Below are 26810 nucleotides of genomic sequence, written 5' to 3' on the forward strand. Positions count from 1 at the left end.
CACCTATGCCACGCGCCTGTCGGGCCCGGCCTCGGCGGCCGTACCGAAAAGCAGGCCGTGTATGCGCGCCACGGCGGCCTGGAATTCCGCGCTTCCCTGGCTGTGCAGCCCGAACTGATGGGCATTCAGTTCGGCCCGCACCCGCCCGGGGTGCGGCGACAGCAGCAGGATACGGTTGCCGACGACAAGCGCTTCCTCGATGGAATGCGTGACGAACAGCAATGTGAAGCGCACTTCTTCCCATAATTGCAGCAACTCTTCCTGCATCCTGCGGCGGGTCAGCGCATCGAGCGCGGCAAAGGGCTCGTCCATCAAGAGGATGCGCGGCTGCATGGCCAGCGCACGGGCGATCGCCACGCGTTGTTTCATGCCACCGGACAAGGTATGCGGGTAGGCGTCCGCAAACGAGGCCAGGCCTACTTTTTCGAGATAGTGCATGGCTCGTTCGTCCGCCTCGCTGCGCTTGAGCGAGCGCGCCACCCGCAGCGGAAACGCCACGTTCTGCCTGACCGTCTTCCAGGGAGGCAATTGGTCGAACTCCTGGAACACTACGATCCGGTCGGGCCCGGGATCGGCCACCTGGCGTCCGTCCAGCCGGATGCTGCCCTGCACCGGGTTCAAAAACCCGGCGATGGACTTGAGCAGGGTGGATTTGCCGCAACCCGAAGGGCCCAACAGTATGAAGCGATCCGCCGTATCCACTTCGAAGCTGACACGCTGCGTGGCACGGACAATGCCTTGCTTGCCGCGATATTCGAGCGTGACGTCGTCGACTTGCAGCAGCGCTGGGCCGCGCAGCCGCTCGACGGCGCCGGAAGCCAACGCGGACTGCTTCACTATGCCGGGATGCTGCGCTGTCATTCAACTACCCCCAGCCGTATCGGGATCGGCAAAGAAATAATCTTTCCACGATAGAGGCAGGCGACGGATGGCGCCTATCTGATGCATGAACTGCGCCAGGCGGTATGTGTTTTCCGGCGTGATCTTGAACTGGACGTCGGGGCTCTCTATGACTTTCAACAGCAAGGCACGATCGGTCTTGGCTCCGGTCACGCGCACATACGCGTCGGCTGCCGCCTGCGGATGCTTGCGGGCGAACTCCGCGGCCTGGGCCAGCGCCTGCATGAAGGCCTTGTATGTCTTGGGATTGTCGTCACGGAATTTCCGGGTGGCGAAAAGTACGGTCGATGAGCCCGGTCCGCCCAGCACATCGTAGGATTTGAGCACGATATGCGCCTTCGGGTTGCGCGCGAGCTCTTCTTCCTGGAAGGGCGGGTTGCCGAAATGCGCGGTGATTTCGGTGCCGCCCGAGACGATAGCCGCGGTTGCATCCGGATGCGGCAAGGCGACGGTATAGCCGTCGAGCCTGCCGTATTGCTTCAGCCCCCACTTCTGCGCGGCAGCCATTTGCAGGAAACGGGCCTGCACCGACACGCCGACCGCGGGCAAGGCTATGCGATCCCTGGAAGTAAAGTCGGCGATCGTATGCACCTCGGGATTGTTGCTCACCAGATAATTGGGAAAGTCTCCCAGCGAGGCTATGCCGCGGACGTCCTGCTTGCCGTAAGTGCGGTCCCAAATGGTCAGCAATGGGCCTATCCCCGCCGCGGCGACGTCGATCGCGCCGGAGAGCAATGCGGTATTGACGGCGCTTCCGCCGGATAGCCGGACCCAGTCGACCTTGATGTCCAGCCCCTCGGCCTTGCCGTATTTTTCGATCAAGGCCTGGTCGCGGGCTATGTTCAACAGGATGTAGACGATGCCGAATTGTTCAGCTATGCGTATGCGTCCTTCCGCGCGGGCCTGCCCGAATGCGCCGGCGAACATCGCCAGCGCCACAGCCACGGCGCCCAGGACGCGCGGGCGTTTACTCTTATTCACGTGCATATTGTTGAAACTCATCAAAAAAGCTCCTGCGTTTTTACTGCCATATCGGGTAGCGCCACGGCATGGGCGGGGCGCGATCTCCAGCCGCCGGGCAAAGCTACGCCTGGCTCCGCAAACCGGAGACATGGGACAAACTGCCGGGAAACGCCTGCGGCCGCGGCGCCGGTCAGAAAGGCTCGTCGCCCTCCACCGTCGTGCGGTACAGCTTGCGCCTGAGATGCGCCGGACATCCCGCGGCCAGATGGATCACGCTGCGGTTGTCCCAGAACACCAGATCGTGATCGCGCCAGCGATGGCGGTAGATATGCTCGGGACGGGTACTGTGGTCGAACAACTCCTGCAGTACCTGCCGGCTCTCCGCCTCGGGCAAGCCTTCGATATGAGTAGTGAAGCCTTCACTCACGAACAAGGCCCTGCGGCCGGTTTCGGGGTGCGTACGCACCACGGGATGGGACACTTCGCCCACCTGCGCCAATTGCTGGGCGCTCAAGACCGGCCTCCACTTGCCCTCTTTCTGCAGATCCTCGTACTTGGCCAGATAGGAATGGACGGCGCGACGCCCGGCGATGATCTTGCGCAAGCGGACAGGCAAAGTGTCCCAGGCGCGGTGCATGTCGGCAAACAAGGTGTCGCCGCCCTGCGCCGGCAATTCCTGCGCGTGCAGCAGCGAGCCCAGGCTGGGAATCTTTTTGTAGGAAATATCGGAATGCCAATACTTGCCGGCATCGCCCAGCCCGATGGGGCGCCCCTCATCGAGGATATTCGAGACCGTGAGTATTTCCGGGTGCCCGGGCAGATGGAATTGATGCAGCACGTGGACCATCAAATTGCCGAAACGCCGGCTGAAATCGATATGCTGCTGCGGCGTGATGCGCTGGCCGCGAAATACCAGCACGTGATGATCCAGATGGGCCCGCCGGACACGGGTGAACTCCGCGGGATCGAGCTCCCTCCCCAGATCCAGCCCCAGAATCTCGGCGCCGAACCCTTCCGGGAAAGGCCGTACTGTGAAATTCCGCGCAGCAGCCTCTGGCCGGGGCTGGCGCAGCGCAATAGTTCGAGGGGACATATCGGACTCCATATATCGGCCAGTACGGGCGCCTGGGCGCGGCGTACTGCATGTGCGGCAAAGATTTGCCGCCCGGGAATGCCATTATGAAAATGAAGCCCGCAAGCGCAAACGAATATATCCGTGCTTGCTTATCCGGTCTTTGCATATGGCGGCCGCGCCTGGCGCCGCGCCCCGGGATCGGGCAGAGAGATCATCCTGCAAGAGAGCTTCGCCCGCCCGGCTATGGGACAGCGTCCTTGCCACGAATCGCCGCACGAGCCCGAAGTTGTCCCCAGCTTCTGTGGACAAGCCTTGGGATAGTCTGCGGACATTCCCGAAAACGCCTGGAATAACAAGCCTCTGGCTATCGCGGTCAAGAACGGGCCACGAGAGCGGCGGATGCCTGCGGCCCCGTTGCACCGGGCAGCAGGCCGGGACCCATGAGCCACGCGAGCGCCGCCGTGCATGGCTGCGCCACCTTCAGCGTCAGCATGTCGTCGGCGCGCGTGCGCCCGAGATTGAGGGCCGCGACAGGCAAGCCGGCCTGCGCCGCGACCTTGACGTAGCGGTAGCCCGAATACACCATCAGCGACGAGCCGACCACCAGCACCGCGTCGGCGCGCCTCAGCCCCGAAAGGGCTTCTTCGACACGCGTGCGCGGCACGTTCTCGCCGAAGAACACCACGTCGGGCTTCAGGATGCCGCCGCAGCGCGGACAAGGCGGCACGCCGAAGTCCGAGAAATCCATGCCTTCGAGATCGGCGTCGCCATCGGGCGCATCGTCGGCCTCGAGGCCGTGCCAGCGCGGATTGAGCTGTTCCAGCTCGCCTTGCACGGCGCCGCGGTCCCGCAGCAGGCCGCACTGCATGCAACGCACCTGGTCCAGCCGGCCGTGCAGATCGACCACGCGCCGGCTGCCGGCGGCCTCGTGCAGGCCGTCCACGTTCTGCGTGACCAGCAGCGCCACGCGCCCGCGCCGTTCCAGTTCCGCCAGACCGAAATGCGCGGCATTGGGCCGCGCCGCGCCGAAGCGGCGCCAACCTATCATGCTGCGCGCCCAATAGCGCGCGCGGCGCAAGGGGTAGTCCATGAATGAGCGGAAGTCCATGGGCGGCGGACGCTTCCACAGGCCGCCGGCATCGCGATAATCGGGGATGCCGGAATCGGTGCTGCAGCCCGCGCCGGTAAGCACGAACAGCCTTTCATGGCTGTCGACAAAGGACTTCAGGTCGGGGAGCTCAGCCACTTGCCCAGGCTCCCAGGCACGAAACGGCAAGTGGGGCCGGCATGCCAGGCCCATGGCATGACGCCGGCTTGCCGGGCGGCCCCCGACGCATCGAATGTCCCGCGCCTGCCCGATGCGCTTGCAGCAAGCCGCATGTCGCAGGGCGCGGCATCCTATCCGCCCAGCCCGCAGTTGGGCACCTCGACGTCGACCGCGCCGGCCTGCGTGATATTGCTGTCCGGCGGCACGTCGTGCGTGAGCCAGACATTGCCGCCTATGGTCGATCCGCGCCCGATGGTGATGCGGCCCAGGATGGTCGCCCCCGCATACACGACCACATCGTCTTCGAGGATCGGGTGGCGCGGCAGGCCCTTCTTGAGCTCGCCGTTCGCGCCCGGCGGAAAACGCTTGGCGCCCAGCGTCACCATCTGGTAGAGGCGGACGCGGTCGCCGATGATGGCGGTTTCGCCGATCACCACGCCCGTGCCGTGGTCGATGAAAAAGCTGCGCCCTATGGTGGCGCCCGGATGGATGTCGATGCCGGTGTCGGCATGCGCGATCTCGGCCACGATACGCGCCAGCAGCGGCAGGCCCAGCAGGTACAGTTCATGGGCCAGGCGGTGGTACAGCACCGCGATTACGCCCGGATAGCACAGCAGCACCTCGTCGACGCTGCGCGCGGCCGGATCGCCCTGGTAGGCCGCGGTCACGTCCAGGTCCAGCGCCTGGCGCACCGAGGGCAGCTTGGCGCCGAACTCGCGGACGATGTCCACTGCCTGCTGTTCGATCTGCGCGGCGGGCAGCGGCTGTTCGCGATGCATGTAGTGCAGTTCCAGGCATACCTGGTGCAGCAGCGCGTCGAGCGCCGTGCCCACCGTCTGCCCGACATAGAAGTCTTCGACCTCTTCGCGCAAGTCTATCGGCCCCAGGCGCATGGGAAACAAGGCGCCCGAAAGACTCTTGATGATCTCGCGCAGGCTTTCCTGCGAAGGGAATTCGCGCCCGCCCGGATGGCGGTTCAGGCGCCCGCGCGGTTCGCGCCATTGAGTGCGCGCCTTGCGCAGGTCCGAGACGATGGCGTCCAGGTTCCAGTTGGCTGTTGCCGAATTGATGGTGCCGTTCATCGATCGCTCCGGGGCGCCGCGCCTCGCGGGCCCCTCGTGTCCAGTGTGGGAAGCCTGTGCAGCACGGGCGCCCGCCCGCCGGCACAAGACAAGAAACAAACATTCTAACGCCGCGCCCCGTGCCGGCTACGAGCGGCCGCAAGGCGCTAATATGGAAGGGCCCGGCCGCGGCCAGTTCCGGCCGCCGTCCCGACACGTGCCGAACCGGCGGGACACATACCGAGGAAGCTTCCATGCACCGCCCCGCCCCCCTGCGCCTGCACATACTTTCCGATCTGCACCTGAGCGTCTATGGCTTCACGCTGCCGCGCACCGATGCCGACGTAGTGGTGCTGGCCGGCGACATTGCGCGCCCGCAGCAAGCCGTGCAATGGGCCTCGGGGCTGGACAAGCCGGTGGTCTACGTGGCCGGCAACCACGAGTTCTACGGCGGCTCGATACGCGGTACGCTGCGCGAGCTGAAGGCGCTGTGCCGCGGCACGTCCATCCATGTGCTGGACGACGAGTCGCTGGAACTGGACGGGGTGCGCTTTCTGGGCGCCACGCTGTGGACGGACTTCATGCTGTACGGCGCGCAAGTGCGCGAGCAGGCCCATCGCGAGGCGCAGGCGATGCTGCGCGATTTCAGCCGCATCCACTGGGACGACGATGCCGGACGTCTCTTTGCGCCTGGCGACGCGGAGGCGCTGTTCCGGCAATCGCGCGACTGGCTGGCGCAGAGGCTGGACGAGACTGGCGGCCTGCCCACGGTGGTGGTCACGCATCACGCGCCCGCCCCCGGCAGCGTTCATCCGCGCTATGCCCAATCCCCCCTGAACACGTGCTTCGTGTCGGACCTGAGCAGCCTCATGGATCGCGATCGCGTGGCCTTATGGATACACGGCCATACCCATGACAGCTTCGACTACCGGGTAAGCGGCACGCGGGTGGTATGCAATCCGCGCGGCTATGCGCGCGACGGCGTGAACGAGAATCCCCGCTTCGATCCGGGGCTGGTCATAGACATAGAGCGGAACGTGGCCGCCTGAGGAATCGAGCCCCCGGCCTGCGCCCGCCCCACGCCCTTATCGGCATTAGCATCGGCAGGCATTGGCACCAGCACCGGCATCAGCATAGCCGGAGCCCGGACGCGCCGGGCCGCGCGCCGATCTTATGCTCAGCGGGCCCGCGAAATGCGCACTTCGGCGCCGCGGCGCTTGACCTCCAGCCCTTCCGAAGGCAGGATCCGCAAGCCTTCCAGGCCCTTGATGTAGCTCGACCCCTGCATCTGCATGACGCGTATCTTGTTGCGCATCACCACCGGGCTGTGCTCGGGCATGCCGAACATCCAGACCTCGTCCAGGATGCGGGCGGAATTGAATTCGCCGGTATGCTGGGCCGTGGGCCCCAGGCACAGCATGTGGCCTTCCCGGCCGAACACCGGCAAAGTATCCAGGCCGGCCTCGACCGTCCAGGTGGTGCCGCCTTCATAGCGCCAGCCGGTATTCAAGTCCCACCATGCATCGCCGTGCGGCAGGTATACCTTGACCTCTTTGCCCGGCTGCAGCACCGGGGCGACGAGCAAGGCCGGCCCCAGCAGGTATTGGGTATCCCAGGCATGCGCCAGGGGGTCGCCCGGAAAAGCCAGCGCCATGGAGCGCTGCACCGGCAGGCCGGTGCGCACGGCATCCTCGACGATGCCCAGCACGTACGGCACGAGGCGATAGCGCCATTGCAGCCAATGCCGCACCAGCTCGCGCGTGGTCTCGTCGAAATCGCCCGGCAGCAGCCCCGGCGCGCCCTGGAACGCGAAATTGGCCGAGAACACGTTCATGGCCAGCCAGCGCACATACAGCTCGGGCGTCATGCCCGCGGCGGAATGGTGCGCCGAGCCCAGGCCATGCAGTTGCACCGGCACCCCGCTGGCGCCCAGCGACAGCGCAGTGCGCAGCGTGTGCTCGAGGCCGGCCCAGTCGTTCGTGACGCGCGGCCCCGCCTGCCACGGAAAGCGCTGCGCGGCGGGGAACAGGTCGTTGCTGAAAATGACGCCTTCCTGCGGCGTCTTGTGGCCCGCCACCGCATCGAACAAGGCGCGCCTGGCCAGCAGCGGATACAGCGTGCGCAAGGCGGCGCCCGTTTCGCCGCTGCGGGCAGTGATTCCGTCGGGGATGTCGTACTGGGCATCGCAAACCGGGGCGCCCAGGCCTTCGTCGACCCATTGCCGCTGGCGCTCGGACCACAGCTTGTAGACGTCCTTGTTGGTCAGGTCGAGCAGGCCGAAAGGCTTGCCCGCGCTATATTCGTTGCCCGCGCAGCGGTAGGCCTCGCCGCTGTCGTCCTCGATCAGCAGCCAGCCCCGGTCTTCCCATTCGTGGAACAGCGGCGTGCCGGCCAGCACGCCCGGGAAAGTGGGCGCAGCCATTTGCAGGTTCAAGGCCTGCAGGCTCGAGACCAGCGCGCGAGGATCGGCAACCCGGTGCGCGTCCCATTCGAATACCGGCTTGTCCGCCTGGAAGCCGCAAAGGGCCGGCGCGGCCAGCCTGACGGCATCCAGTGCCCAGCCTTCGGCGCGGAACTGGCTCGCGGCCTTGCCCAGTTCGTCGAGCGACTGCTGCGGACCCTGCTCAAGCCAGACCCCCATAGGCCACAAGCCCGGCTGCCCGGCCCGGCCGGTCAGCGCCGAATACTGGTTGAAGATCTCGGTGGGCTCGCCGACGAACAGGAACACATCGAACAAGCGGTCGTGGACACAGACCGTGTAGTAATCGGGATATTCATGGGCCAGGTCGTGCTCGACCCGCCCCACGGTGTTCACATAAAGGCCCCAGCCGCGCGGACTCCAGGCCAGCGGCAACACGCGCATGGCGGGCAGGTCCGACACCAGGAACTGGCCGCGGCGATCCAGATCGCCGGCGGTTTCGCCGAGGCCGCACAGGGCTTCGTCGCAATCCAGCTCCAGGCTCAGTTGCCACAGGCATGCATCATCGGCCGCCTCGCGCGCCAGCGTGGCTTCGGCCTCGCTGCTCAGCACGCAGTGTTCGCCCTTGTACAAGGAAAACCGCAAGGGAGACGGAGATATTTCCAGCGCGATGTCGCCTTGTTCCAGCCGCCAGCCCTGCGCGCCTTCGCGCACCATGGAACTGACCGCTAGTTCGCCGACGGCTTCCGGCCTGGCGAGCAGGGCTTCGGCGGCGGGAGCCCGCCCCCTGCCCGCTGGCTTTTCTTCCAGGGAAGCGCCATCGCCGCAACGCAGGCGATATACCCCCGGGGCATGTGCCTCGATCTGCAGTTGCAGGTCGTCCACCGCAAAGTCGGCGCGGTTCGCTTTCGCGGTAAGGAATTTCAAGGAAGTAAGCGGCATTACATGAGCAAGGTTGGACTTGGGCGGCACAGTGCAATCCTCGGGCTCTAGCCCCTGGCGCATCAAAAGGTGTTATTTTGACGGATTTACGCTATAAAATAAAATCGCCGCCCCGTTGTCGGGCGCGAGAGCCTCTTTAGCGGACGGTAATCGCCCCCAATAAATCCCGTTCTACGGGTAAAGGTTCGCCGTTCAGGGTGGCCGCCACGACATCGCCCGCCAGCGCCGACCAGGTCAGGCCGCGGGAACCATATGCGCAGGCCAGCCACAGCCCCGGCAAGGCCGCCACCGTCCCGATCAGGGGCATGCGCCCCGCCGCCACCGCCCTCCATCCCCCCCAGCCTCCGGCCGGGTGCCGCAGCCCCGCCAGAGACTCCCCTGACGTATCCAGCAGCACGCCGAGCTTGTCCCGTATCTCGCGGCTGCCCTCGGCGCTGGCGGCGCAGGACGAGGCATTGGGAACATACGTACTGCCGGCGACGTTGATGCCCCCTGCTGCGGGCAGGCAATAGCCGTCGCCGGCCAGGATCACCCGCGGCGCGAGCCCTGCCGGCAAGGCGTAGTAGTCCACCTGTCCGGCCACCGCATGCATGGCGCGCGGCCGCAGCAAGGGTGCCGCCTGCGGCAACTGCCGCAGCAGCGCCGGCACGCCCATGGCACTGGCCAGCACGGCGACAGGAGCCCTGCCGAGCTCCCGTCCCGCAGAATCCAGTGCCCGCCAGCCCCCGGCGGGCAGGGGTTCCAGGCGGCCTACGGAGACGGGCAGGCGCCGGATCGCGGCATGATCGAGCAGTGCCTCGATCAGCAGCGGCGGGCGCAGCAATTGCCCGTCATGGAAGAAGACGCCGCCGCGCGGCAGCGCCAGGCCCGCGCGCCGCCCGGCCTCGGGCGCGTCCAGCCATTCGACCCAGTCCCGGGGAAAATCCAGGCCCGCCAAGGCTGTCCGGCGCATCTCGGCATGCGCCGCGTCGGCGCAGGGCTCGAAGGTCCCGCAGCGCAAGGGCCGGGCCTCTTCCGGCAGAGGCTGCCAGCGCTGCAGCGCCCGTGCCGCGCCGGCGCGCGAGAGCCGGGCGCGCGGGTCGTCGTCACGGGAAATCAATGGCGTCAGCGCCGCCGCGGCGTGCCCCCGGTGGCTGGAGCCCGGGCCGGCCGCGAAAGCCGGGTCGCATACGGTGACCGCGTGCCCGCGCAGCGCCAGCGCGTGCGCCATGCCCGCGCCGGCCAGGCCGCCGCCCACCACCAGCACCGGCACGCGCTGGCACAGCGGGGTGCGGTCCCGGTACAAGTTCGGGCGCAGGACGGCGGTCATCATTTCGCGCTTGCGCCCGAAACCCGGCACGCGGGACACCAGGAAGCCGGCCGCGGCCAGGTCGCGGCGCACGCTGCCGGCGCAGCACCAGCTCGCCGCGGTGGCGCCAGGGTTGGCCATGCGCACCATCTGGCCGAACAGGCGCGGCGTCCACATCTCGGGATTCTTGCGCGGCGCGAACCCGTCCAGGAAATAGGCGTCGACCCGCGCATCGACCTGGCGCGCCAGTTTTTCGATCTTGCCGAAGGCCAGCGTCAGGGTGACGGCCCCGCCCTCGAATTCCAGCCGGTGCAAGCCCGGCAGCAGGGGCGGCCAGGCCTCGATCAGCCGGCGCGCCAGGGCCTGCAGTTCGGCCGGCAGCCGCGGCAGCAGCGCACGCTGCAAATCGGCGCGCGCGAACGGATGTGCCTCGAAAGACACCACATGCAGGCGTGCCGGACGCAGGCCGTCCTCATGCCAGGCGCGCCACAAGGCCAGGAAATTCTGGCCCAGCCCGAAGCCCGTCTCGCATACCGTGAAAACATCGCGCCCGCGCCAGCGCTGCGGCAAGCCGTTGCCGCGCAGGAATACATGCTCGGCCTGCGCGAGCGCCCCCATTTCGGCGTGGTAGACGTCGCCATAGCGCTCACTGACCGGCGTACCGGCCTCGTCGTACGCCAGGACGGCCGGAACCAGGGGTTCGAAGGACATGCCGCTCGCCTTTGCTGTAAAGCCCGCATCATAAATCCTGCGGCCGCATGCCCGCCGTCCAGCGCCCGTTTGCCGCCTCCACGCGCCGGCGCGGCCGGGCTCCGAGGCCGGCGCTGCGACGCCGGCTGCAATGTTGCGTACACTACGGTTGCGTACACTGGCGTTTTTACCAGTTCTTTTCCGGACCGACCCTAAATCTGCCTTAATCCGTATGGCCCATAATCAACTCAATCTCAGCGCATGCCTCGATGCCGCCGTCACCGCCGCCCATGCCGCGGCCGCGGTGCTGCAAGCCTATGCCCACGACCGCAGCGAACTGATCATCGACAAGAAAGCCCGCAATGACCTGGTCTCGCAGGCCGACCGCGAGGCCGAACAGGCCATCATCAGCCTGCTGAGCGAGCGCACGCCCGAATTCGGCATCGTCGCCGAAGAATCGGGCGGCAGTGCCTCGGGCCTGGCCTCCTGGTACATAGACCCGCTGGACGGCACCACCAATTTCCTGCACGGCATTCCCCACTACGCGGTGTCGGTGGCCCTGGTGGCGCACGCAGGCACTGCGGTCGAAGAAGAGCCGCTGCAGCGCGACCAGCCGGTGATCGGCGTGGTCTATGACCCCAACCGCGAGGAAATCTTCACCGCCATGCACCAGGTCGGCGCCTGGCTCAACGATCGGCGCATCGCATGCTCGCAGACACGCGAACTGTCCGAATCGGTGCTGGCCACAGGCCTGCCGTTCCGCGACTTTTCCTTCGCCGATTCGTACATGGCGACCCTGCAGGATGCCATACGCGGCTCACGCGGCGTGCGCCGCTTCGGCGCCGCGGCGCTGGACTTGGCCTGGACGGCCTGCGGCCGCTACGACGGCTATTGGGAAATGGGGCTGGCGCCCTGGGACGTGGCGGCCGGCACGGTCATCGTGCGCGAGGCCGGCGGCGTGGCTGAAGACATGCATCACCAGGACCCCTGGCCGATGAAAGGCTATGTATATGCCGGCAACCCCCAAACCGCCGTGGCGCTGGACGCCATGATCCAGCCGCATCTGGGCCCCGCGGCCTGAGGAAAACCCCACGGGAGCCCTGACCGGGCCTCCGCTTCGGAGTTGCGCCCTCGGCTGCAGTTTCCCGAGGCCGCCGCTACCCGGCCGCCATTTTCAGGCCTGCCGATGCGGAGCTACTGCCCTGCGCCCGCAGGGGCCTCGGCCATCGGATTCAAGCCGCGGGCGGCTGCGCCTCGTCGCGCAGTGCGCGCCGCAATATCTTGCCCACATTGCTCTTGGGCAGTTCGCTGCGGAACTCGATCAGGTGCGGGCGCTTGTAGCCCGTCAGGCGTGCGGCGCACCACTCGCGCAGTTGATCCTCGGTCAGGCCGGGGTTGCGGCGCACCACGAACAGCTTGACCGCCTCGCCGCTGCGGGCGTCGGGTACGCCCACCGCGGCGCATTCCAGCACGTCGGGGTGCGAAGCCGCGACCTCCTCGACCTCGTTGGGATAGACATTGAATCCGGATACCAGGATCATGTCTTTCTTGCGGTCGACCAGCCTGAAGCGCCCTTGCTCGTTCATGATGCCGATATCGCCGGTCTTGAAGTAGCCGTCGTCGGTAAAAGACTCGGCGGTGTCTTCAGAGCGGCGCCAATAGCCCTTCATTACCTGCGGCCCGCGGATCACCACCTCGCCGCGCTCGCCCACGGCCACCGGCTGGTCATGTTCGTCGACCAGCCGCACTTCTGTGGAAGGCAGCGGAAAGCCTATATCACCCGAATAAGTGTCGGCATTGGTGGGGTTCACCAGCGCGACCGGCGAAGTCTCGGTCAGCCCGTAGCCTTCGATAATGGGCTTGCCGGTAATGCCCTGCCATTTCTCGGCCACCGCCTTCTGCACGGCGGCCCCGCCGCCCAGGCACAGCTTCAAGGCCGAAAAGTCCAGGGTGGCGAACTCGGCCTTGCCGGCCAGGCCATTGAACAAGGTGTTGACCGCGGGAAAGATGTGCGCGGGGTTGCGGCGCCAGGCGCCGATGACGCTGCGCAGATCGCGCGGATTGACGACCAGCACGCCGCACATGCCCGCGTGCATCGCGAACAGGCCGCAGACCGTCAAGGCGAAAATATGGTACAGCGGCAGGGCGGCCAGCATGGTCAGCGGCGGCCCGGACAGATCGCCCAGCGCCGGGCGGGCCACGGCCTGCATTTGCAGCACATTGGCAACCAGATTGCGGTGCGTGAGCATGGCGCCCTTGGGGGTGCCGGTGGTGCCGCCCGTGTATTGCAACACAGCCACGTCGTCCATGGACGGGCGCGGGCGCTGCGCCGGCATGGGCGGCGCCTGTTCCAGCAGGCCGCGCAGGCGCAGCGCGCCGGGCAGGCTGTACGCCGGCACCTGCCGTTTTACATAGCGCACGGCCAGGTCGATAAGCCTGCCGCGCAGCCCCAGCAAATCGCCCACCGAGACCAGGACTATCCCGGCGGGCCGAGCCTCGGCCGGCACCTGCTGCAGCGTGGCGGCGAAATTCTCGAGTATGAAGATCAAGCTGGCCTGGCTGTCGCGCAACTGGTATTCCAGCTCGCGCGCGCTGTACAAGGGATTGACATTGACCACCACCATGCCGGCGCGCAGCGTGCCCAGCAGAATCGCCATATAGGGCAGCACATTGGGCATCATCAGGGCAACGCGGCTGCCCGGCGCAAGGCCCCGCCCCAGCATCCAGGCGGCCACCGCGTCGGCCTGGCGGTCCAGTTCGGCGTAGCTCAGGCCGCCGCCCATCAAGGCCAGCGCCCGCCGCTGCGCGTGCTTGCGGCAGGCGCGATCCAGCAGATCCGCCAGCGAGGTGTAATCCCCCATATCGACTTGCGCCGGCACCCCTTGAGGGTAATGCGCGAGCCAGGGTTTGTCCGGATTTTCCATATATATATGGCTCCTGCTACGGATTTTCGATCACGACAATAACCGCGCCATTTGAGCCGCGGTAGGGCAACACATGCTGTCCGGCACCCGCTGCGGCTTGCGCGCCGGGCCCGCGCAACGCGCCCGCCGTTCCGGCTACAAGCCCGCATGCGCTACCCCCTGCCGGGCCGACTTGTTCATAATTTCCCGAGGGCGTACAGTTTCATCGACACTACTATAAATTATGGGACATCCATCATGAAGCTCGTCGAATCCATCGTCGCCTGGCAAGAAGAAATCACTGCGATCCGGCGCGACATACATGCCCATCCCGAACTCGCCTACGAAGAAGTGCGCACCGCCGACGTGGTGGCCGAGAAACTGCAGTCCTGGGACATCGAAACCCATCGCGGCCTGGGCGTCACCGGCGTGGTGGGAACCATACACGGAAAATCCAGAAACGGCCACGCCCTGGGCCTGCGGGCCGACATGGACGCGCTGCCCATGCAGGAACTCAACACCTTCGCGCACGCCAGCCATAACCCGGGCAAGATGCACGCCTGCGGCCACGACGGCCACACCGCCATGCTGCTGGCCGCCGCGCGCTACCTGGCGCAGCACCGCGACTTCGACGGCACTGTCCACGTCATCTTCCAGCCGGCCGAAGAAGGCTTCAGCGGCGCGCGCAAGATGATCGAAGACGGGCTGTTCCGGCTGTTTCCCATGCAAGCCGTGTTCGGCATGCACAACTGGCCCGGCATGCCCGTGGGCAGCTTCGGCGTGCTGCCCGGCCCGATGATGGGATCGAGCAATACCTTCGAGGTCGAAATCGAGGGCAAGGGCGCGCACGCGGCCATGCCGCACCTGGGCACCGACCCGGTCATGGCCGCCGTGCAATTGGCCCAGTCGTTCCAGACCATCATCACGCGCGACCTCGACCCGCTCGACCCTGCCGTGCTCAGCATCACGCAGATCCACGCCGGCTCGGCCGACAACGTCATCCCCAACAGCGCCGTCATGCGCGGCACCGTCCGCACCTTCTCCGACCAGGCGCTCGACCTCATCGAAAACCGCCTGTCCGAAGTGGCGCAACTGGGCGGCCAGGCCATGAACTGCAAGATCGGGTTCACCTTCAACCGCAAGTATCCCGCCACCGTCAACCACCCCGAAGAAACCGCCTTCAGCGCCGAAGTACTGAAATCCATCGTCGGCGCACAAAACGTGCTGCAGGACATACGCCCGTCCATGGGCTCCGAAGACTTCGCCTTCATGCTCAAGGAAAAACCCGGCTGCTACGTCTGGATCGGCAACGGCAGCGGCGACCACCGCGACGCGGGCCACGGCATGGGCCCCTGCATGCTGCACAACGGCAGCTACGACTTCAACGACGAACTGATCCCGCTCGGGGCCACCTATTGGGTGGAGCTGGCACGGCGCTGGCTGGCCGCGGCCGCCGCCCGCTGAAACCCGCCCCGTTTTCCCGCCGGGCCGGCCCCCGCCGCCCTGGCGCCTCGCGCCAACTGCATTTCGATTCGGCGGCCCGCATTGCCGCCCCCAGCCATCGCGCTTACCCGTCGCGTCTTTCCTGCGCCCTGTCCCCCGCTGCCCGGCTCCCACCCCACTTGCCGTGTTCCTTTGCGCCGCCTACCCGGCGCCTCGTCCGATTCCAGCCGCACAGGGGATACAGGCCCGCATCCGCCGTAACATTCTTGCCGTAACATCCTTGCCGTAAAATAGCCTCGCCAACAGGCACGCCCACCCATCGGCCCCGCGCAGGGTCGCCGCCGCGAGCTTACCGGAGCAGTCGTCTTGAGCACCGCCACTTCCACCCCTCTCCCCCCGCCCGATCGCCACGCGGTATTGCGCGTGATGCCCATGCCCGCCGACGCCAACGTGCACGGCGACGTGTTCGGCGGCTGGATCATGGCGCAGCTCGACATCGCCGGCTCGATCCCCGCCGCGCGGCGGGCCGGCGGCCGCGTCGCCACCATCGCAGTCAACGCACTTACCTTCAAACAGCCCGTCTTCGTCGGCGACCTGCTCAGCTTCTACGCCGAAATCGTCAAAGTGGGCCGCACCTCCGTCACGGTCGCCGTCGAGGTCTACTCGGAACGCCAGGGCCTGGAAGCCCAGGTCGTCAAAGTTACCGAAGCCACCCTCACCTACGTGGCCACAGACGCGCAGCGCCACAGTCGCCCCCTGCCCACCGCCTGAGCAGGACGCGTAGATAGATGCAGGAAACCCCCGCCAACGCCGAGCCCATACCCATCACCATTCCCCGCAGGCTCGACCCCGAGGACGCACAACAGGCGCTGCAAAAACTGCAGGCCCTGTTCAAACGCGAAGAGGTAGTGGAAGCCCTGGCCGACAAGGCCGACAGGGCGGAAGACGACGAGCGCGCCAATCTGCTCGACGGCGCACTGCAGCGCCAGCTCGAAAACGAAATACGCGCCGTCATCCAGGGCCTGCACCCCGCCGACATCGCATTCATCCTCGAATCCCTGCCCGTCGAACAGCGGCAACTCGTGTGGCGCCTGGTCGCCTCCGACCAGGCCGCCGACGTGCTGCTCGAAGTCGACGACTGGGCGCGGGAATCGCTCATCGAATCCATGGACCGCCAGGACCTGGTGGCCGCCACCGGCACCATGGATGCCGACGAAATCGCCGACCTGGTGCCGGACCTGCCGCCCGACGTCGTGGCCGAAGTCCAGAAGGGCCTGACCGAAGAAGAACGCGCCCAGCTCATCGCCGCCATGGGCTACCCCGAAGGCAGCGTCGGCGCCATCATGGACTTCGAAATGGTCCGGGTGCGCGAAGACGTGTCCCTGGAAGTCGTGCTGCGCTACCTGAGGCGCCTGCACGAACTGCCCGACCACACCGACCAGATCTTCGTGGTCGACCGCCAGGACCGCCTGCAAGGCGTGTTGCCCCTGACCACGCTGCTGGTCAGCGAGCCCGACAGCGACGTCTCGGAAGTCATGAACACCGACTACCTGACCCTGGGCCCCCTGGACGAAGACGCCGAAGCGGCCGGCGCCTTCGAGCGCTACGACCTCGTCTCCGCCCCCGTCATCGACGACCAGGGCCGGCTGATCGGCCGGGTCACCATCAACGAAGTCGTGGACGTGATCCAGGAAGACTCCCAGGAACAAGCCCTGTCGCGCGCCGGCCTGCAGGAAGAAGACATCTTCGCCCCTGTCGTCAGCGCGCTGCGCAACCGCGCCCCCTGGCTGCTCGTCAACCTCTGTACCGCCTCCATCGCATCCTTCATCGCCTCGCGCTTCGAAGACACCGTCAGCCACATCGTGATCCTGGCCTTCCTGATGTCCATCGTCGCCGGCATAGGCGGCAACTCGGGCAACCAGACCATGACCATGATCATCCGCGCCCTCGCCGTAGGCCGCGTCACCGGCGCCAACATCTGGCAGCTCATCAAGCGCGAACTGTCCGTCACCTTCATGGTGGGCGCCTGCGGCAGCATCGTCACCGGCATTTTCGCCTGGGTCATCTCCGGCTCGTCCGCCATCGCCGCCGTCATGATGGCCGCCATGATAGGCAACATGCTGATCGGCGCCGCCCTGGGCGTAATGATCCCCCTGCTGCGCGACCGCTTCGGCAAAGACCCCGCCGTAGGCTCATCGGTCCTGCTGACCTTCGCCACCGACTCCCTGGGATTCTTCATCTTCCTGGGCCTGGCCACCGTCTTCCTGCTGTAGCGGCAATCCCACCGGCACCAGCACCAGCCCCCAAATCTTCCATCCGCCTACACACCGAGCGGAGAGAACGGGGTGCCTCCCGGAGGTGCGTGGGGTACCGCACCGGAGGGAGATACCCCGTTCTAGGCCGCGCCCAAAGAACCCAGCCCAACGACGGCCAAAACCACCCCCAGCATTAGCCCACAATACAAGCGAAGAGCCTCTGCCCCTCGACGAATAGCCTCCATCCGTCTACACCCCAAGCGGAGAGAACGGGACACCTCCCGGAGGTGCGTGGGGTATCGCACCGCAGGGAGGTACCCCGTTCTAGGCCGCGCCAGAAGAACCCAGCCCAACGACGCACCAATACCAAACTCACGCCAAATACCCGAAAACCCACCACCCCGCCAAAGAAAAAGCGCCACCGTTCCCGGCAGCGCCCCAAGACCCATCAAACCTTCGCGCCACAACGCGCGAAGAAAAAACTACATCAACTCAACTTCCCATGGCAGTGCTTGTACTTCTTGCCGCTGCCGCAAGGGCAAGGATCATTGCGCCCCACCTTCGGCATCGCATTCACGAACGGAACCCCGCGGCCGTCGGCCTCGTCCAGCCCCGGATCCGTGCCGCTCAAAGCCGCGTCATAGTCCGAATGATGATAAGTCACATTCTCCAGCTGTGTCGCAGGCTCCTCCGTCTCGACCTGCTCCGGCGACTGGATCTTCACCGTCATCAGCACCTTGATCACATCATCGCGGATGCGCTCCAGCATCGCCGAGAACAACTCGAAAGCCTCCAGCTTGTACGCCTGCTTCGGATCCTGCTGCGCATAGCCGCGCAAATGTATGCCCTGCCGCAAATGATCCAGCGAAGACAAATGCCCGCGCCAATGCGTATCGATCGCCTGCAGCAGCATCGAGCGCTCGAACGGTGCCCAATTCTCGCGGCCCACCAGTTCCACCTTGGCCTCGTACAGACTGCGCGCCTGCCCCAGCACACGCTCCAGCAGATCCTCGTCCGTAAGATTCGGCTCTTTCTCGAGCATATCGACCAAGGGCATGTCGATCTGCCAATCGGCCTCCAGCACCACCTGCAGGCCCGGCACATCCCACTGCTCTTCCATGGTCTGCTCGGGGATATAAGACCGGAACTGCTGCGTGATCGCCGCGTCGCGCAAATTGTGGATCACATCGCCGATATCGGCCGATTCCAGCACCTCGTTGCGCTGCCCGTACAACACCTTGCGCTGCTCGTTGGCAACGTCGTCGTATTCGAGCAGCTGCTTGCGGATATCGAAATTGCGGGCCTCGACCTTGCGCTGCGCCGACTCGATCGAACGCGACACCATGCGCGCCTCGATCGGCTCGCCCTCGGGCAGGCGCAGCTTTTCCATGATGGCCCGCACCCGGTCGCCGGCGAAAATCCGCATCAGCGAATCGTCCAGCGACAGATAAAAGCGCGACGAGCCCGGATCGCCCTGGCGCCCGGCACGGCCGCGCAACTGGTTGTCGATGCGCCGCGACTCGTGGCGCTCGGTACCGATGATGCGCAAGCCGCCGGCCTGCTTGACGCGTTCGTTGTCCGGCACCCACTGGGCCTTGATGGAATCGACGCGCGCCGCCTTTTCTTCCTCGCTGAGGGAAGTGTCGGCACGCACCAGGTCGACCTGCTTGTCGACGCTGCCGCCCAGCACGATATCGGTGCCGCGGCCGGCCATATTGGTGGCGATCGTGATGCGTCCGGGCTTGCCCGCCTCGGCCACGATCTCGGCCTCGCGCGCGTGCTGCTTGGCGTTGAGCACCTCGTGCGGCAGCTTGGCCTGCTTGAGCAGGCCCGACAGCAGTTCCGAGCTCTCAATGCTGGTAGTGCCCACCAGCACCGGCTGGCCGCGTTCCTGGCAATCGCGGATATCGGTCAGGATGGCCTGGTATTTTTCCTTTTCGGTCTTGAATACCTGGTCGTTCTGGTCCTTGCGGATCATCGGCCGGTTGGTCGGGATAATGACCGTTTCCAGGGTGTAGATTTCCTGGAATTCGTAGGCTTCCGTGTCCGCCGTGCCGGTCATGCCGCTCAGCTTGTCGTACATGCGGAAGTAGTTCTGGAAGGTGATCGAGGCCAGGGTCTGGTTCTCGTTCTGGATCTTGACGCCTTCCTTGGCTTCCACCGCCTGGTGCAGGCCGTCGGACCAGCGGCGTCCCACCATCAGGCGCCCCGTGAATTCGTCGACGATCACGACCTCGTCGTTCTGCACCACGTACTGCTGGTCGCGGAAATACAGGTTGTGGGCGCGCAAGGCCACGTTCAGGTGATGCATCAGCGTGATATTGCGCGGGTCGTAAAGCGATTCGCCCTCGGGCAGCACGCCGATGCGCACCAGGATCTGCTCGGCCTTCTCGTGGCCCGCCTCGGACATGTATACCTGCTGCCCTTTCTCGTCGACCCAGAAATCGCCCTCGGGCTCGGGTTCCTGCGGCTTGGGCTCGGAAGCCATGCGCGTGAGCAGCGGCGGCACGGCGTTCATGCGCACGTACAGCTCGGTATTGTCTTCGGCCTGGCCGGAAATGATCAGCGGAGTGCGCGCCTCGTCGATCAGGATGGAGTCGACCTCGTCCACGATGGCATACGACAGCGGGCGCTGGCGCCTGTCCTCGGCGCGGTATTCCATATTGTCGCGCAGGTAGTCGAAGCCGTACTCGTTGTTCGTCCCGTAGGTGATGTCGGCCCGGTAGGCAGCGAGCTTTTCCTCGTTTTCCTGCTGCGGCACCACTACGCCCACCGTCAGGCCCAGGAAGTTGTACAGGCGGGCCATCCAGTCGGCGTCGCGCCGCGCCAGGTAGTCGTTGACCGTGACCACGTGCACGCCGCGCCCGGCCAGCGCATTCAGGTACACCGGCAGGGTCGCCATCAGGGTCTTGCCCTCGCCTGTGCGCATTTCGGCGATCTTGCCGTTGTGCAGGGCTATGCCGCCGAGCATCTGGACGTCGAAGTGCCGCATGCCGAAGACCCGCTTGCTGGCCTCGCGCACCACCGCGAAGGCTTCCGGCAATAAATCGTCGAGCGAGGCTCCGGACTGGATGCGCTCGCGAAATTCCGTCGTCTTGGCAGCCAGTTGCTCGTTGCTCAGGGCGGCCATGGAGGGTTCGAGCGCGTTGATGCGCGCCACCTGCTTGCGGTACTGCTTGAGTAAGCGGTCGTTGCGGCTGCCTATCAGTTTCTTTAACAGTGGAACCATTCTCGTGTCGTCGCTGCCGGGCCGCGGCTAGCCTGCGCGCAAAGCCCGAAGCTGTCTGTTGATGTTGACGGAAACGCCCGCAGCGGCGTAAACGATGCCCGCGGGAAAACAAGACAGTTTAACGCACCTCGGGAGCCGCGGTTTGCGCATGCGCCGAGGCATCGGCCACCAGGCGCCCCGAGACCCCGGGCCGGGCCAGGAACAACTTGGGGTCCAGCGGCGTACCCGCCATGCGCACCTCGAAATGCAGGTGCGGCCCGGTGGATCGGCCGCTCGTGCCTACGCGGGCGATCATCTGCCCCTTTTCCACCAGATCCCCGGCCTTGACGTCCAGCTCGGACGCATGGGCATAGCGCGTGACCAGCCCGTTGCCGTGATCGATCTCCACCATATTGCCGTAGCCGGCCTCGCGCCCGGCCGTGGTGACCACGCCGCCCGAAGCCGCATAGATGGGCGTGCCGCGCGGCGCCACCAGATCCATGCCCTCGTGCAGGGAACGGCGATGGGTAACCGGATTGACGCGCCAGCCGAAGGGCGAGCTCAGGCGCGTATAGGCCACCGGGGTCAGATCGGGCAGGCGCGCCTCGATGCCGGCGCGCCGCGTGAAGGCGAGATCCAGCAGGGCAAGGCGCTCGCCCTGCTCGGTCATGCGCTGCTGCATCCGGTCCAGCGTGCGCCCGAGGCTTTCTCCCGAATCCGGCTGCGGATAGGCGCCCGCGATGTCGTCCATGGGCGGCGCGGCGGTATCGATGCCGGCCTTGATCTCGGGGTCGGTATAGGCAATGCCGGCCTGCTTGGCGATGCGCCGGCTCAGGGAAGTCATGGCGATGAGGCGGGCCTGCAGCTCGCCCACCTTGCCGGCCAGCAGGGCCAGGGTGTCGCGCATCTGGGCCGAATCGCGCGTCAGCCGGCTGTTCAGCGCCTGGGTCTGGAAGGTATCGGCGTGCGCCGGCGCGTCCATATACGACTGGACCCACGCCCCGGCCAGCGCCGATGCCGCCAGCGCGGTGGCCATCGCCAACGAGCGCAACAGGCGGGCCGGCTTGTTCGGGCTGGACGCGGAATTGGATTCGCCGGCGGGGCCGTGCATAATGGTGGATGTCACTGTATCGATACCTCTGTAAATCTATAGATGCTGCCTACGCCCGCCGAGCGTCGATCGCGAAAAAAAACAGCCCCCGACGCCGATCTTTCGGCGATCGGATGGTTGGGTAGCGACCAGCACGCCGCAAGCGTGCTGACGACCGCCCGTATGCTGCTTGCCATAGAGCAGGCGGCCGGCGAAATACTGCCTCCCGCCTTGCGGCAGGTGTGCCGGGTGGCCCGTATGGACAGACAGCAACTTACGCTGGCGGTTCCCGGCGCGGCCCATGCCGCCAAGCTGCGGCAGTTGGCCCCGCGGATCGCGCAGCGGCTGTCCGAGGGTGGATGGAACCTTAACCAGGTGCAGGTCAAGGTTCAAGCGGGTTTGTCATACATCGGGACAAATCCGCCTAGGGCCAAAAATGTCGAGCCCCTGGGCGAGAAGGCCCTGGACGCCTTCGAGACCTTGCATGCCTCGCTGCGGCCCGGGCCACTGGCCGATGCCGTCGGCCGGCTGTTGGCCCACCACAAGCCCTGAATCGCCCTGACGTCCAGCCGCGCTGGCGCACGTATCGACAAGCGGGGGGCAAAGCAGGGACGGCCGCAGCCGGGGCCGGCCGCCTTATCTGCGCAAGAGCGCGCTCAGGCCAGCTTCCATTCCGTCGTGAAAGCGCGCGGCGCGGCGGCGGTGGATTCGTAGGTGATCAGCTCCCAGGCGTCGCTACGCGCCAGCAGCGCGCGTGCAAGCTGGTTGTTCAGGCTGTGGCCCGACTTGCAGGCCACGTAGCGCCCCACCAGGGGCTTGCCGATCAGGTACAGGTCGCCGATGGCGTCCAGGATCTTGTGCTTGACGAACTCGTCGTCATAGCGCAAGCCGTCGGAATTGAGGACCCGGTACTCGTCCATGACGATCGCGTTGTCCAGGCTGCCGCCACGCGCCAGACCGGCTGCGCGCAAGGCCTCGACCTCGCTCACGAAGCCGAAGGTGCGGGCCCGCGCGATGGACTTGGTGTAGGAATCCTTGGCGAAATCGACTTCGGCGAAATTCGCCGTGGAATCGATGGCCGGATGATGGAAATCGATGGCGAACGACAGGGCAAAGCCGTCGTAGGGTTCCAGCCGCGCCCACTTCAGGTCGCTGCCTTCGCCCTCGCGCACCTCGACCGGCTTGAGCACCCGTATGAACTGCTTGGCCGCAGGCTGTTCCTGCAAACCGGCCGAACGCAGCAAATAGACGAAGGTGCCGGCGCTGCCGTCCATGATGGGCACTTCTTCGGCCGTGAGGTCTACGTGCAGGTTGTCGATGCCCAGGCCGGCGAGCGCGGACATCAAGTGTTCGACCGTGGAGACGCGCACCTTGCCCTGCTGCAGCACGGAGGCCATGCGGGTGTCGCCCACCCCGTCGGCACGGGCGGGCAGATCGACCACTTCGGGCAGATCCACGCGATGGAACACAATACCGGTATTGGGCTCGGCCGGCCGGAGCGTGAGCTCGACTCGACGGCCGGAATGCAGCCCCACACCCTTGGTACTGATGGACTTCTGGATGGTGCGTTGGCGTAACATGATGATCGGTCAAAAAATTTTGCTGCCCCGGCGGGCCGGAGCACTGGATTGAAGCATTGTAACAAGAATGGATTTCAAGCCGCGTAATAGTTGTAAGGCCCAGATACCACCCCGGACACCTCTATTGTTGCGGTAATGCCTTGTACATGGCGCAGCGGCGCACGCCCCGGGGAAATGGGGAAGTGCGCCGCCGGCGGGCACGGGCGCCGCAAAGGCGCCCGTGCCAGTCCATGTGAGGTTCGTTCCAGTTACAGAAACGTCCCGTTCCCGCCTCAATCAGCCTGCTTGCGCAGGAAAGCGGGGATATCGAAGTGGTCCATTCCGGCGGTTTCCAGCGCCCGCACCTGGGCCGAAGCATGGCTGCGGGGGTTGCGGATCACGGCAGGCACGTCGGAATTGGCGAAACCGCCCATCAAGGGCATGTTGTCGGTGCCGGTGCGGTATGCCTCGTTGGTGGCCACCAGTTGCGGACGGCTGGCCACTGCGTTGGCGCGGCCCAGCCCGGTCGCCACCACGGTCACGCGCAGGTTCTCGCCCATGGACTCATCGTAGGCCGTACCGAAGATCACAGTAGCGTCTTCGGCCGCATAGCTGCGGATGGTGTCCATGATTTCGCGCGTTTCGCGCATCTTCAGACTGCCGCGGCTGGCGGTGATGTTAACCAGCATGCCGCGGGCGCCGTGCAGATCCACGCCTTCCAGCAGCGGGCATGCGATGGCGCGTTCGGCCGCCACGCGGGCCCGGTCGGCGCCGGCGGCGATCGAGGTGCCCATCATGGCCTGGCCCTGCTCGCCCATGATCGTCTTGACGTCCTCGAAGTCGACGTTGATGTTGCCCTCGACGTTGATGATCTCGGCGATCCCGGCGCAAGCGCTGTGCAGCACGTCGTCGGCGGACTTGAAGCAATCCTCCTGCGTGGCGTCCTCGTCCATCAGTTCGTACAGGTTCTCGTTGAGCACCACGATCAGCGAGTGCACGTGCTTGGACAACTCGGCGATGCCCTCTTCGGCCATCTTCAAGCGCTTGGTGCCTTCAAAAGAGAAAGGCTTGGTGACCACGCCGACGGTAAGAATGCCAAGTTCCTTGGCCACCTCGGCTACCACCGGGCCTGCGCCGGTGCCGGTGCCGCCGCCCATGCCGGCGGTAATGAACACCATGTTGGCGCCATTGAGCGCGGCGCGGATTTCTTCGCGCGCGGTCTCGGCCGCGGCGCGGCCCTGCTCGGGCTTGGCGCCGGCGCCCAGGCCGGTGCGGCCCAGGCGGATCTGCACCGGGGCCTCAGTAGTGGCCAGCGCCTGGGCGTCGGTGTTCGCGCACACGAACTCCACGCCGTTCACGCCGGAACGGATCATATGGGCCACGGCGTTTCCGCCGGCCCCGCCAACACCTACCACCTTGATCACGGTGCCGTTGGCATTGCTGTCGAGCATCTCGAAATTCATCATGACTGACTCCCTCACATTTCCTGAAAAACGATAAAAGCGTTGATTTCCCCAAGTACTGCCTGCACTGCCGGGAATCGCTTCAAAGAAGATGCCAGACGGGCTCGCACCAGATTTGAAACGCCTCCCTCGTGTCCCGCCCGGTAGGCCCGCAGGCCTATCGAACAAGGCACTTGGCGGGATCCGAAAACCTCCCGCCGCAAGGGGCTCCCGGAACCTGCCGGCATGCGCCGGACGGGTTCCGCAAGCCCTAATTCATGAACCACTCCTTCATCCGGGACAACAGAGTCTTGAAACTCCCTTTTTGTTGCGCGACCTTGCGGCCGCGGGCACGCTGCACACGGGCCTCGGACAGCAGGCCCATCACCGTGGAGAAGCGCGGATTGCGCATGACGTCGGCCAGGCTGCCCTCATAGTCGGGCACGGCCACGCGTACCGGCTTGAGGAACACGTCCTCGGCCAATTCGACGATGCCCGGCATCAGCGCCGTGCCGCCGGTCAGGACCACACCCGAGGCCAGCAGGTCTTCGTAGCCGGACTCGCGCACGATCTGCTGCACGAAGGTGAAGAGTTCTTCGATGCGCGGCTCGATCACGGCGCCCAGCGCCTGGCGCTTGACCTGGCGGTTGGGCCGGTCGCCCAGGCCGGGCACTTCCACATATTCCTCGGCGCTGGCCAGCACTTGCTTGGCAATGCCGAAGCGCAGCTTGATTTCCTCGGCGTCCGGGGTGGGCGTGCGCAGCATCGCCGCGATATCGCTGGTGATCTGGTCGCCGGCGATCGGCACCACCGCGGTGTGGCGGATCGCCCCGCCGGTATAGATCGCGATGTCGGTGGTGCCGCCGCCGATATCGACCAGCACCACGCCCAGCTCTTTCTCGTCGGCGGTCAGGCACGCCAGGCTCGAGGCCAGCGGCTGCAGGATCAGGTCCTGCACTTCCAGCCCGCAGCGGCGCACGCACTTGACGATGTTCTGCGCCGCGCTGACCGCGCCGGTGACGATATGCACGCGCACTTCCAGGCGCAGGCCGCTCATGCCTATCGGCTCGCGGATGTCTTCCTGCGAATCGACGATGAACTCCTGGGTCAGCACGTGCAGCACCTGCTGGTCGGTGGGAATGTTCACCGCCTTGGCGGTCTCGATCACGCGGGCGACGTCGGTGGCGGTGACTTCCTTGTCCTTGACCGCCACCATGCCGCTGGAATTGAAGCTCGTGATGTGGCTGCCCGCAATCCCCGTATAGACCTCGCGGATCTTGCAGTCGGCCATCAGCTCGGCCTCTTCCAGCGCGCGCTGGATGGAATTCACTGTCGACTCGATATTGACCACCACGCCCTTGCGCATGCCCTGGGACTCGTGCTGGCCCAGGCCGAGCACTTCGAAACGTCCTTCCGGCAGTATTTCGGCGACGACGGCCACCACCTTGCTGGTGCCTATATCGAGTGCAACGATCAGATCCTTGATGTCACGGGTCATGGTTTTTCTATTTGCTAGGAGTATGGGAAACAGGAGCCAACATGATGGCAAAGCCGTTGGGATAGCGTAAATCGGCGCTGGCTATGGTGCGCCCGTCCAGCCGCCGCAGCAGCGCCGGCCAGGCATTGACGAAACGTTCGATGCGCGCGGCGAAGGGCAGCGCCCCCGAACGCCCGTGCGGGTCGGCCACGTCGGCGGCAGGGTCGCGTCCCAGGCTCAGGTGCAGCCCGTCGGACAATTCCACGTCCCAGGCATAGCGCGGGCTCAGCGTGATCTTGGTGACGCGCAGGTTCAAGGGCGCGAACCAGCGCGCCAGTTCGGCATAGCGCTGCACCACCAGGCGCTCGGACAGTTCCGGCCCATAGAAGTGCGGCAAATGGGCGTCGTCCGGCAGCTCGCCCTGGTTGGCGCTGAACGCCTCGCCCCAGGTATTGATGATCTGGTTTTCATTCCACAGTGCCAAGGGCTGCTGCTCTTCGATCTTCACGCGCAGCGTATCGGGCCAGACACGCTGGATCTGCACATGGCGCACCCAGGGCACGGTTTCCAGCAGCTTGCGCGTATCGTTCAGATTCACGGTGAAGAAATTCCCCACCAGCCTGCCCGCTATTGTCGCCCGCACACTGGCGGCAGAGACGTAATTCAATGTATCGGCCTGCATCGGTTCGATCTCGATGCGGCTTATGGTGAAATAGGGACGCTGCACGACCCAGGCCAGCACGCCCGCGATCATTGCCACGACCGCCAGCACGGCCAGCGAATTGGCAATGAAGTTGGTGATGCGGGCGTCGTTGAACACGCTTACAC

Annotated in this window: 20 protein-coding genes; 6 read left to right on the forward strand and 14 right to left on the reverse strand. The window is 65.8% G+C overall.

The window, feature by feature from the left end:
* Positions 1 to 3 precede the first annotated feature (3 nt).
* From KVP10_RS17530 to epsC, 5 genes are all read right to left on the reverse strand, one after another.
* Positions 4 to 861, reverse strand: coding sequence for an ABC transporter ATP-binding protein (locus KVP10_RS17530; RefSeq protein WP_217965988.1), 858 nt, complete (start codon positions 859 to 861; stop codon positions 4 to 6).
* Positions 862 to 1827: an ABC transporter substrate-binding protein gene (locus KVP10_RS17535; protein ID WP_246600806.1), complete on the reverse strand. Its 966-nt coding sequence runs from the start codon at positions 1825 to 1827 to the stop codon at positions 862 to 864.
* Positions 1828 to 2053: 226 nt separating this feature from the next.
* Entirely contained in the window at positions 2054 to 2956 is a 903-nt protein-coding gene (locus KVP10_RS17540) for a TauD/TfdA dioxygenase family protein (protein WP_246600795.1), read from the reverse strand.
* Positions 2957 to 3311: 355 nt separating this feature from the next.
* Positions 3312 to 4238: an NAD-dependent protein deacetylase gene (locus KVP10_RS17545; protein WP_217965992.1), complete on the reverse strand. Its 927-nt coding sequence runs from the start codon at positions 4236 to 4238 to the stop codon at positions 3312 to 3314.
* Positions 4239 to 4336: 98 nt separating this feature from the next.
* A complete protein-coding gene (gene epsC / locus KVP10_RS17550; RefSeq protein ID WP_217965993.1) occupies positions 4337 to 5287 on the reverse strand; it encodes a serine O-acetyltransferase EpsC in 951 nt (316 codons plus the stop codon).
* Positions 5288 to 5520: 233 nt separating this feature from the next.
* Between epsC and KVP10_RS17555 the strand changes: the two genes are divergently transcribed.
* Positions 5521 to 6315 carry a metallophosphoesterase gene (locus KVP10_RS17555; protein ID WP_246600797.1) on the forward strand — a complete coding sequence of 265 codons (795 nt, stop codon included), beginning with the start codon at positions 5521 to 5523 and terminating at the stop codon, positions 6313 to 6315.
* A gap of 128 nt (positions 6316 to 6443) precedes the next feature.
* On the opposite strand, the gene KVP10_RS17560 is transcribed toward KVP10_RS17555, so the two are convergent.
* A complete protein-coding gene (locus KVP10_RS17560) occupies positions 6444 to 8657 on the reverse strand; it encodes a glycoside hydrolase family 31 protein (RefSeq protein WP_217965996.1) in 2214 nt (737 codons plus the stop codon).
* 106 nt (positions 8658 to 8763) lie between these two features.
* Entirely contained in the window at positions 8764 to 10626 is a 1863-nt protein-coding gene (gene mnmC / locus KVP10_RS17565) for a bifunctional tRNA (5-methylaminomethyl-2-thiouridine)(34)-methyltransferase MnmC2/FAD-dependent 5-carboxymethylaminomethyl-2-thiouridine(34) oxidoreductase MnmC1 (RefSeq protein ID WP_217965997.1), read from the reverse strand.
* Positions 10627 to 10837: 211 nt separating this feature from the next.
* Here mnmC and KVP10_RS17570 point away from each other — a divergent pair, with 211 nt between their 5' ends.
* On the forward strand, positions 10838 to 11686 hold the full coding sequence (locus KVP10_RS17570) for an inositol monophosphatase family protein (protein WP_217965998.1): 849 nt from the start codon (positions 10838 to 10840) through the stop codon (positions 11684 to 11686).
* Positions 11687 to 11837: 151 nt separating this feature from the next.
* Here KVP10_RS17570 and KVP10_RS17575 read toward each other — a convergent pair whose 3' ends face one another.
* Entirely contained in the window at positions 11838 to 13529 is a 1692-nt protein-coding gene (locus KVP10_RS17575) for an AMP-binding protein (protein WP_217966000.1), read from the reverse strand.
* Between the two features lie 237 nt (positions 13530 to 13766).
* Here KVP10_RS17575 and KVP10_RS17580 point away from each other — a divergent pair, with 237 nt between their 5' ends.
* From KVP10_RS17580 to mgtE, 3 genes are all read left to right on the forward strand, one after another.
* On the forward strand, positions 13767 to 14972 hold the full coding sequence (locus KVP10_RS17580) for a M20 aminoacylase family protein (RefSeq protein ID WP_217966002.1): 1206 nt from the start codon (positions 13767 to 13769) through the stop codon (positions 14970 to 14972).
* Between the two features lie 405 nt (positions 14973 to 15377).
* Complete coding sequence (locus KVP10_RS17585; RefSeq protein ID WP_217966062.1) at positions 15378 to 15722, forward strand: acyl-CoA thioesterase; 345 nt, start codon at positions 15378 to 15380, stop codon at positions 15720 to 15722.
* A gap of 17 nt (positions 15723 to 15739) precedes the next feature.
* On the forward strand, positions 15740 to 17224 hold the full coding sequence (gene mgtE / locus KVP10_RS17590; protein ID WP_217966004.1) for a magnesium transporter: 1485 nt from the start codon (positions 15740 to 15742) through the stop codon (positions 17222 to 17224).
* Between the two features lie 469 nt (positions 17225 to 17693).
* Here the strand turns inward: mgtE and secA are convergent, their stop codons facing one another.
* Entirely contained in the window at positions 17694 to 20435 is a 2742-nt protein-coding gene (secA, locus tag KVP10_RS17595) for a preprotein translocase subunit SecA (RefSeq protein WP_217966006.1), read from the reverse strand.
* Positions 20436 to 20553: 118 nt separating this feature from the next.
* Positions 20554 to 21540 carry a M23 family metallopeptidase gene (locus tag KVP10_RS17600; protein WP_343218762.1) on the reverse strand — a complete coding sequence of 329 codons (987 nt, stop codon included), beginning with the start codon at positions 21538 to 21540 and terminating at the stop codon, positions 20554 to 20556.
* Between the two features lie 147 nt (positions 21541 to 21687).
* On the opposite strand from KVP10_RS17600, the gene KVP10_RS17605 reads away from it, so the two are divergent.
* Positions 21688 to 22056: a DciA family protein gene (locus KVP10_RS17605; protein WP_246600799.1), complete on the forward strand. Its 369-nt coding sequence runs from the start codon at positions 21688 to 21690 to the stop codon at positions 22054 to 22056.
* Positions 22057 to 22160: 104 nt separating this feature from the next.
* Here KVP10_RS17605 and lpxC read toward each other — a convergent pair whose 3' ends face one another.
* The 4 genes from lpxC to KVP10_RS17625 form a co-directional block, all read right to left on the reverse strand.
* Entirely contained in the window at positions 22161 to 23084 is a 924-nt protein-coding gene (gene lpxC / locus KVP10_RS17610; RefSeq protein ID WP_217966009.1) for a UDP-3-O-acyl-N-acetylglucosamine deacetylase, read from the reverse strand.
* Between the two features lie 272 nt (positions 23085 to 23356).
* Positions 23357 to 24529, reverse strand: coding sequence for a cell division protein FtsZ (gene ftsZ / locus KVP10_RS17615; RefSeq protein WP_217966010.1), 1173 nt, complete (start codon positions 24527 to 24529; stop codon positions 23357 to 23359).
* Between the two features lie 247 nt (positions 24530 to 24776).
* Entirely contained in the window at positions 24777 to 26003 is a 1227-nt protein-coding gene (gene ftsA, locus KVP10_RS17620) for a cell division protein FtsA (RefSeq protein WP_088603617.1), read from the reverse strand.
* 7 nt (positions 26004 to 26010) lie between these two features.
* Complete coding sequence (locus KVP10_RS17625; RefSeq protein ID WP_217966011.1) at positions 26011 to 26802, reverse strand: cell division protein FtsQ/DivIB; 792 nt, start codon at positions 26800 to 26802, stop codon at positions 26011 to 26013.
* Between the last annotated feature and the right edge of the window lie 8 nt (positions 26803 to 26810).

It is taken from the genome of Candidimonas humi (assembly GCF_019166065.1).
GTDB classification, from domain to species: Bacteria; Pseudomonadota; Gammaproteobacteria; order Burkholderiales; family Burkholderiaceae_B; genus Candidimonas; species Candidimonas humi.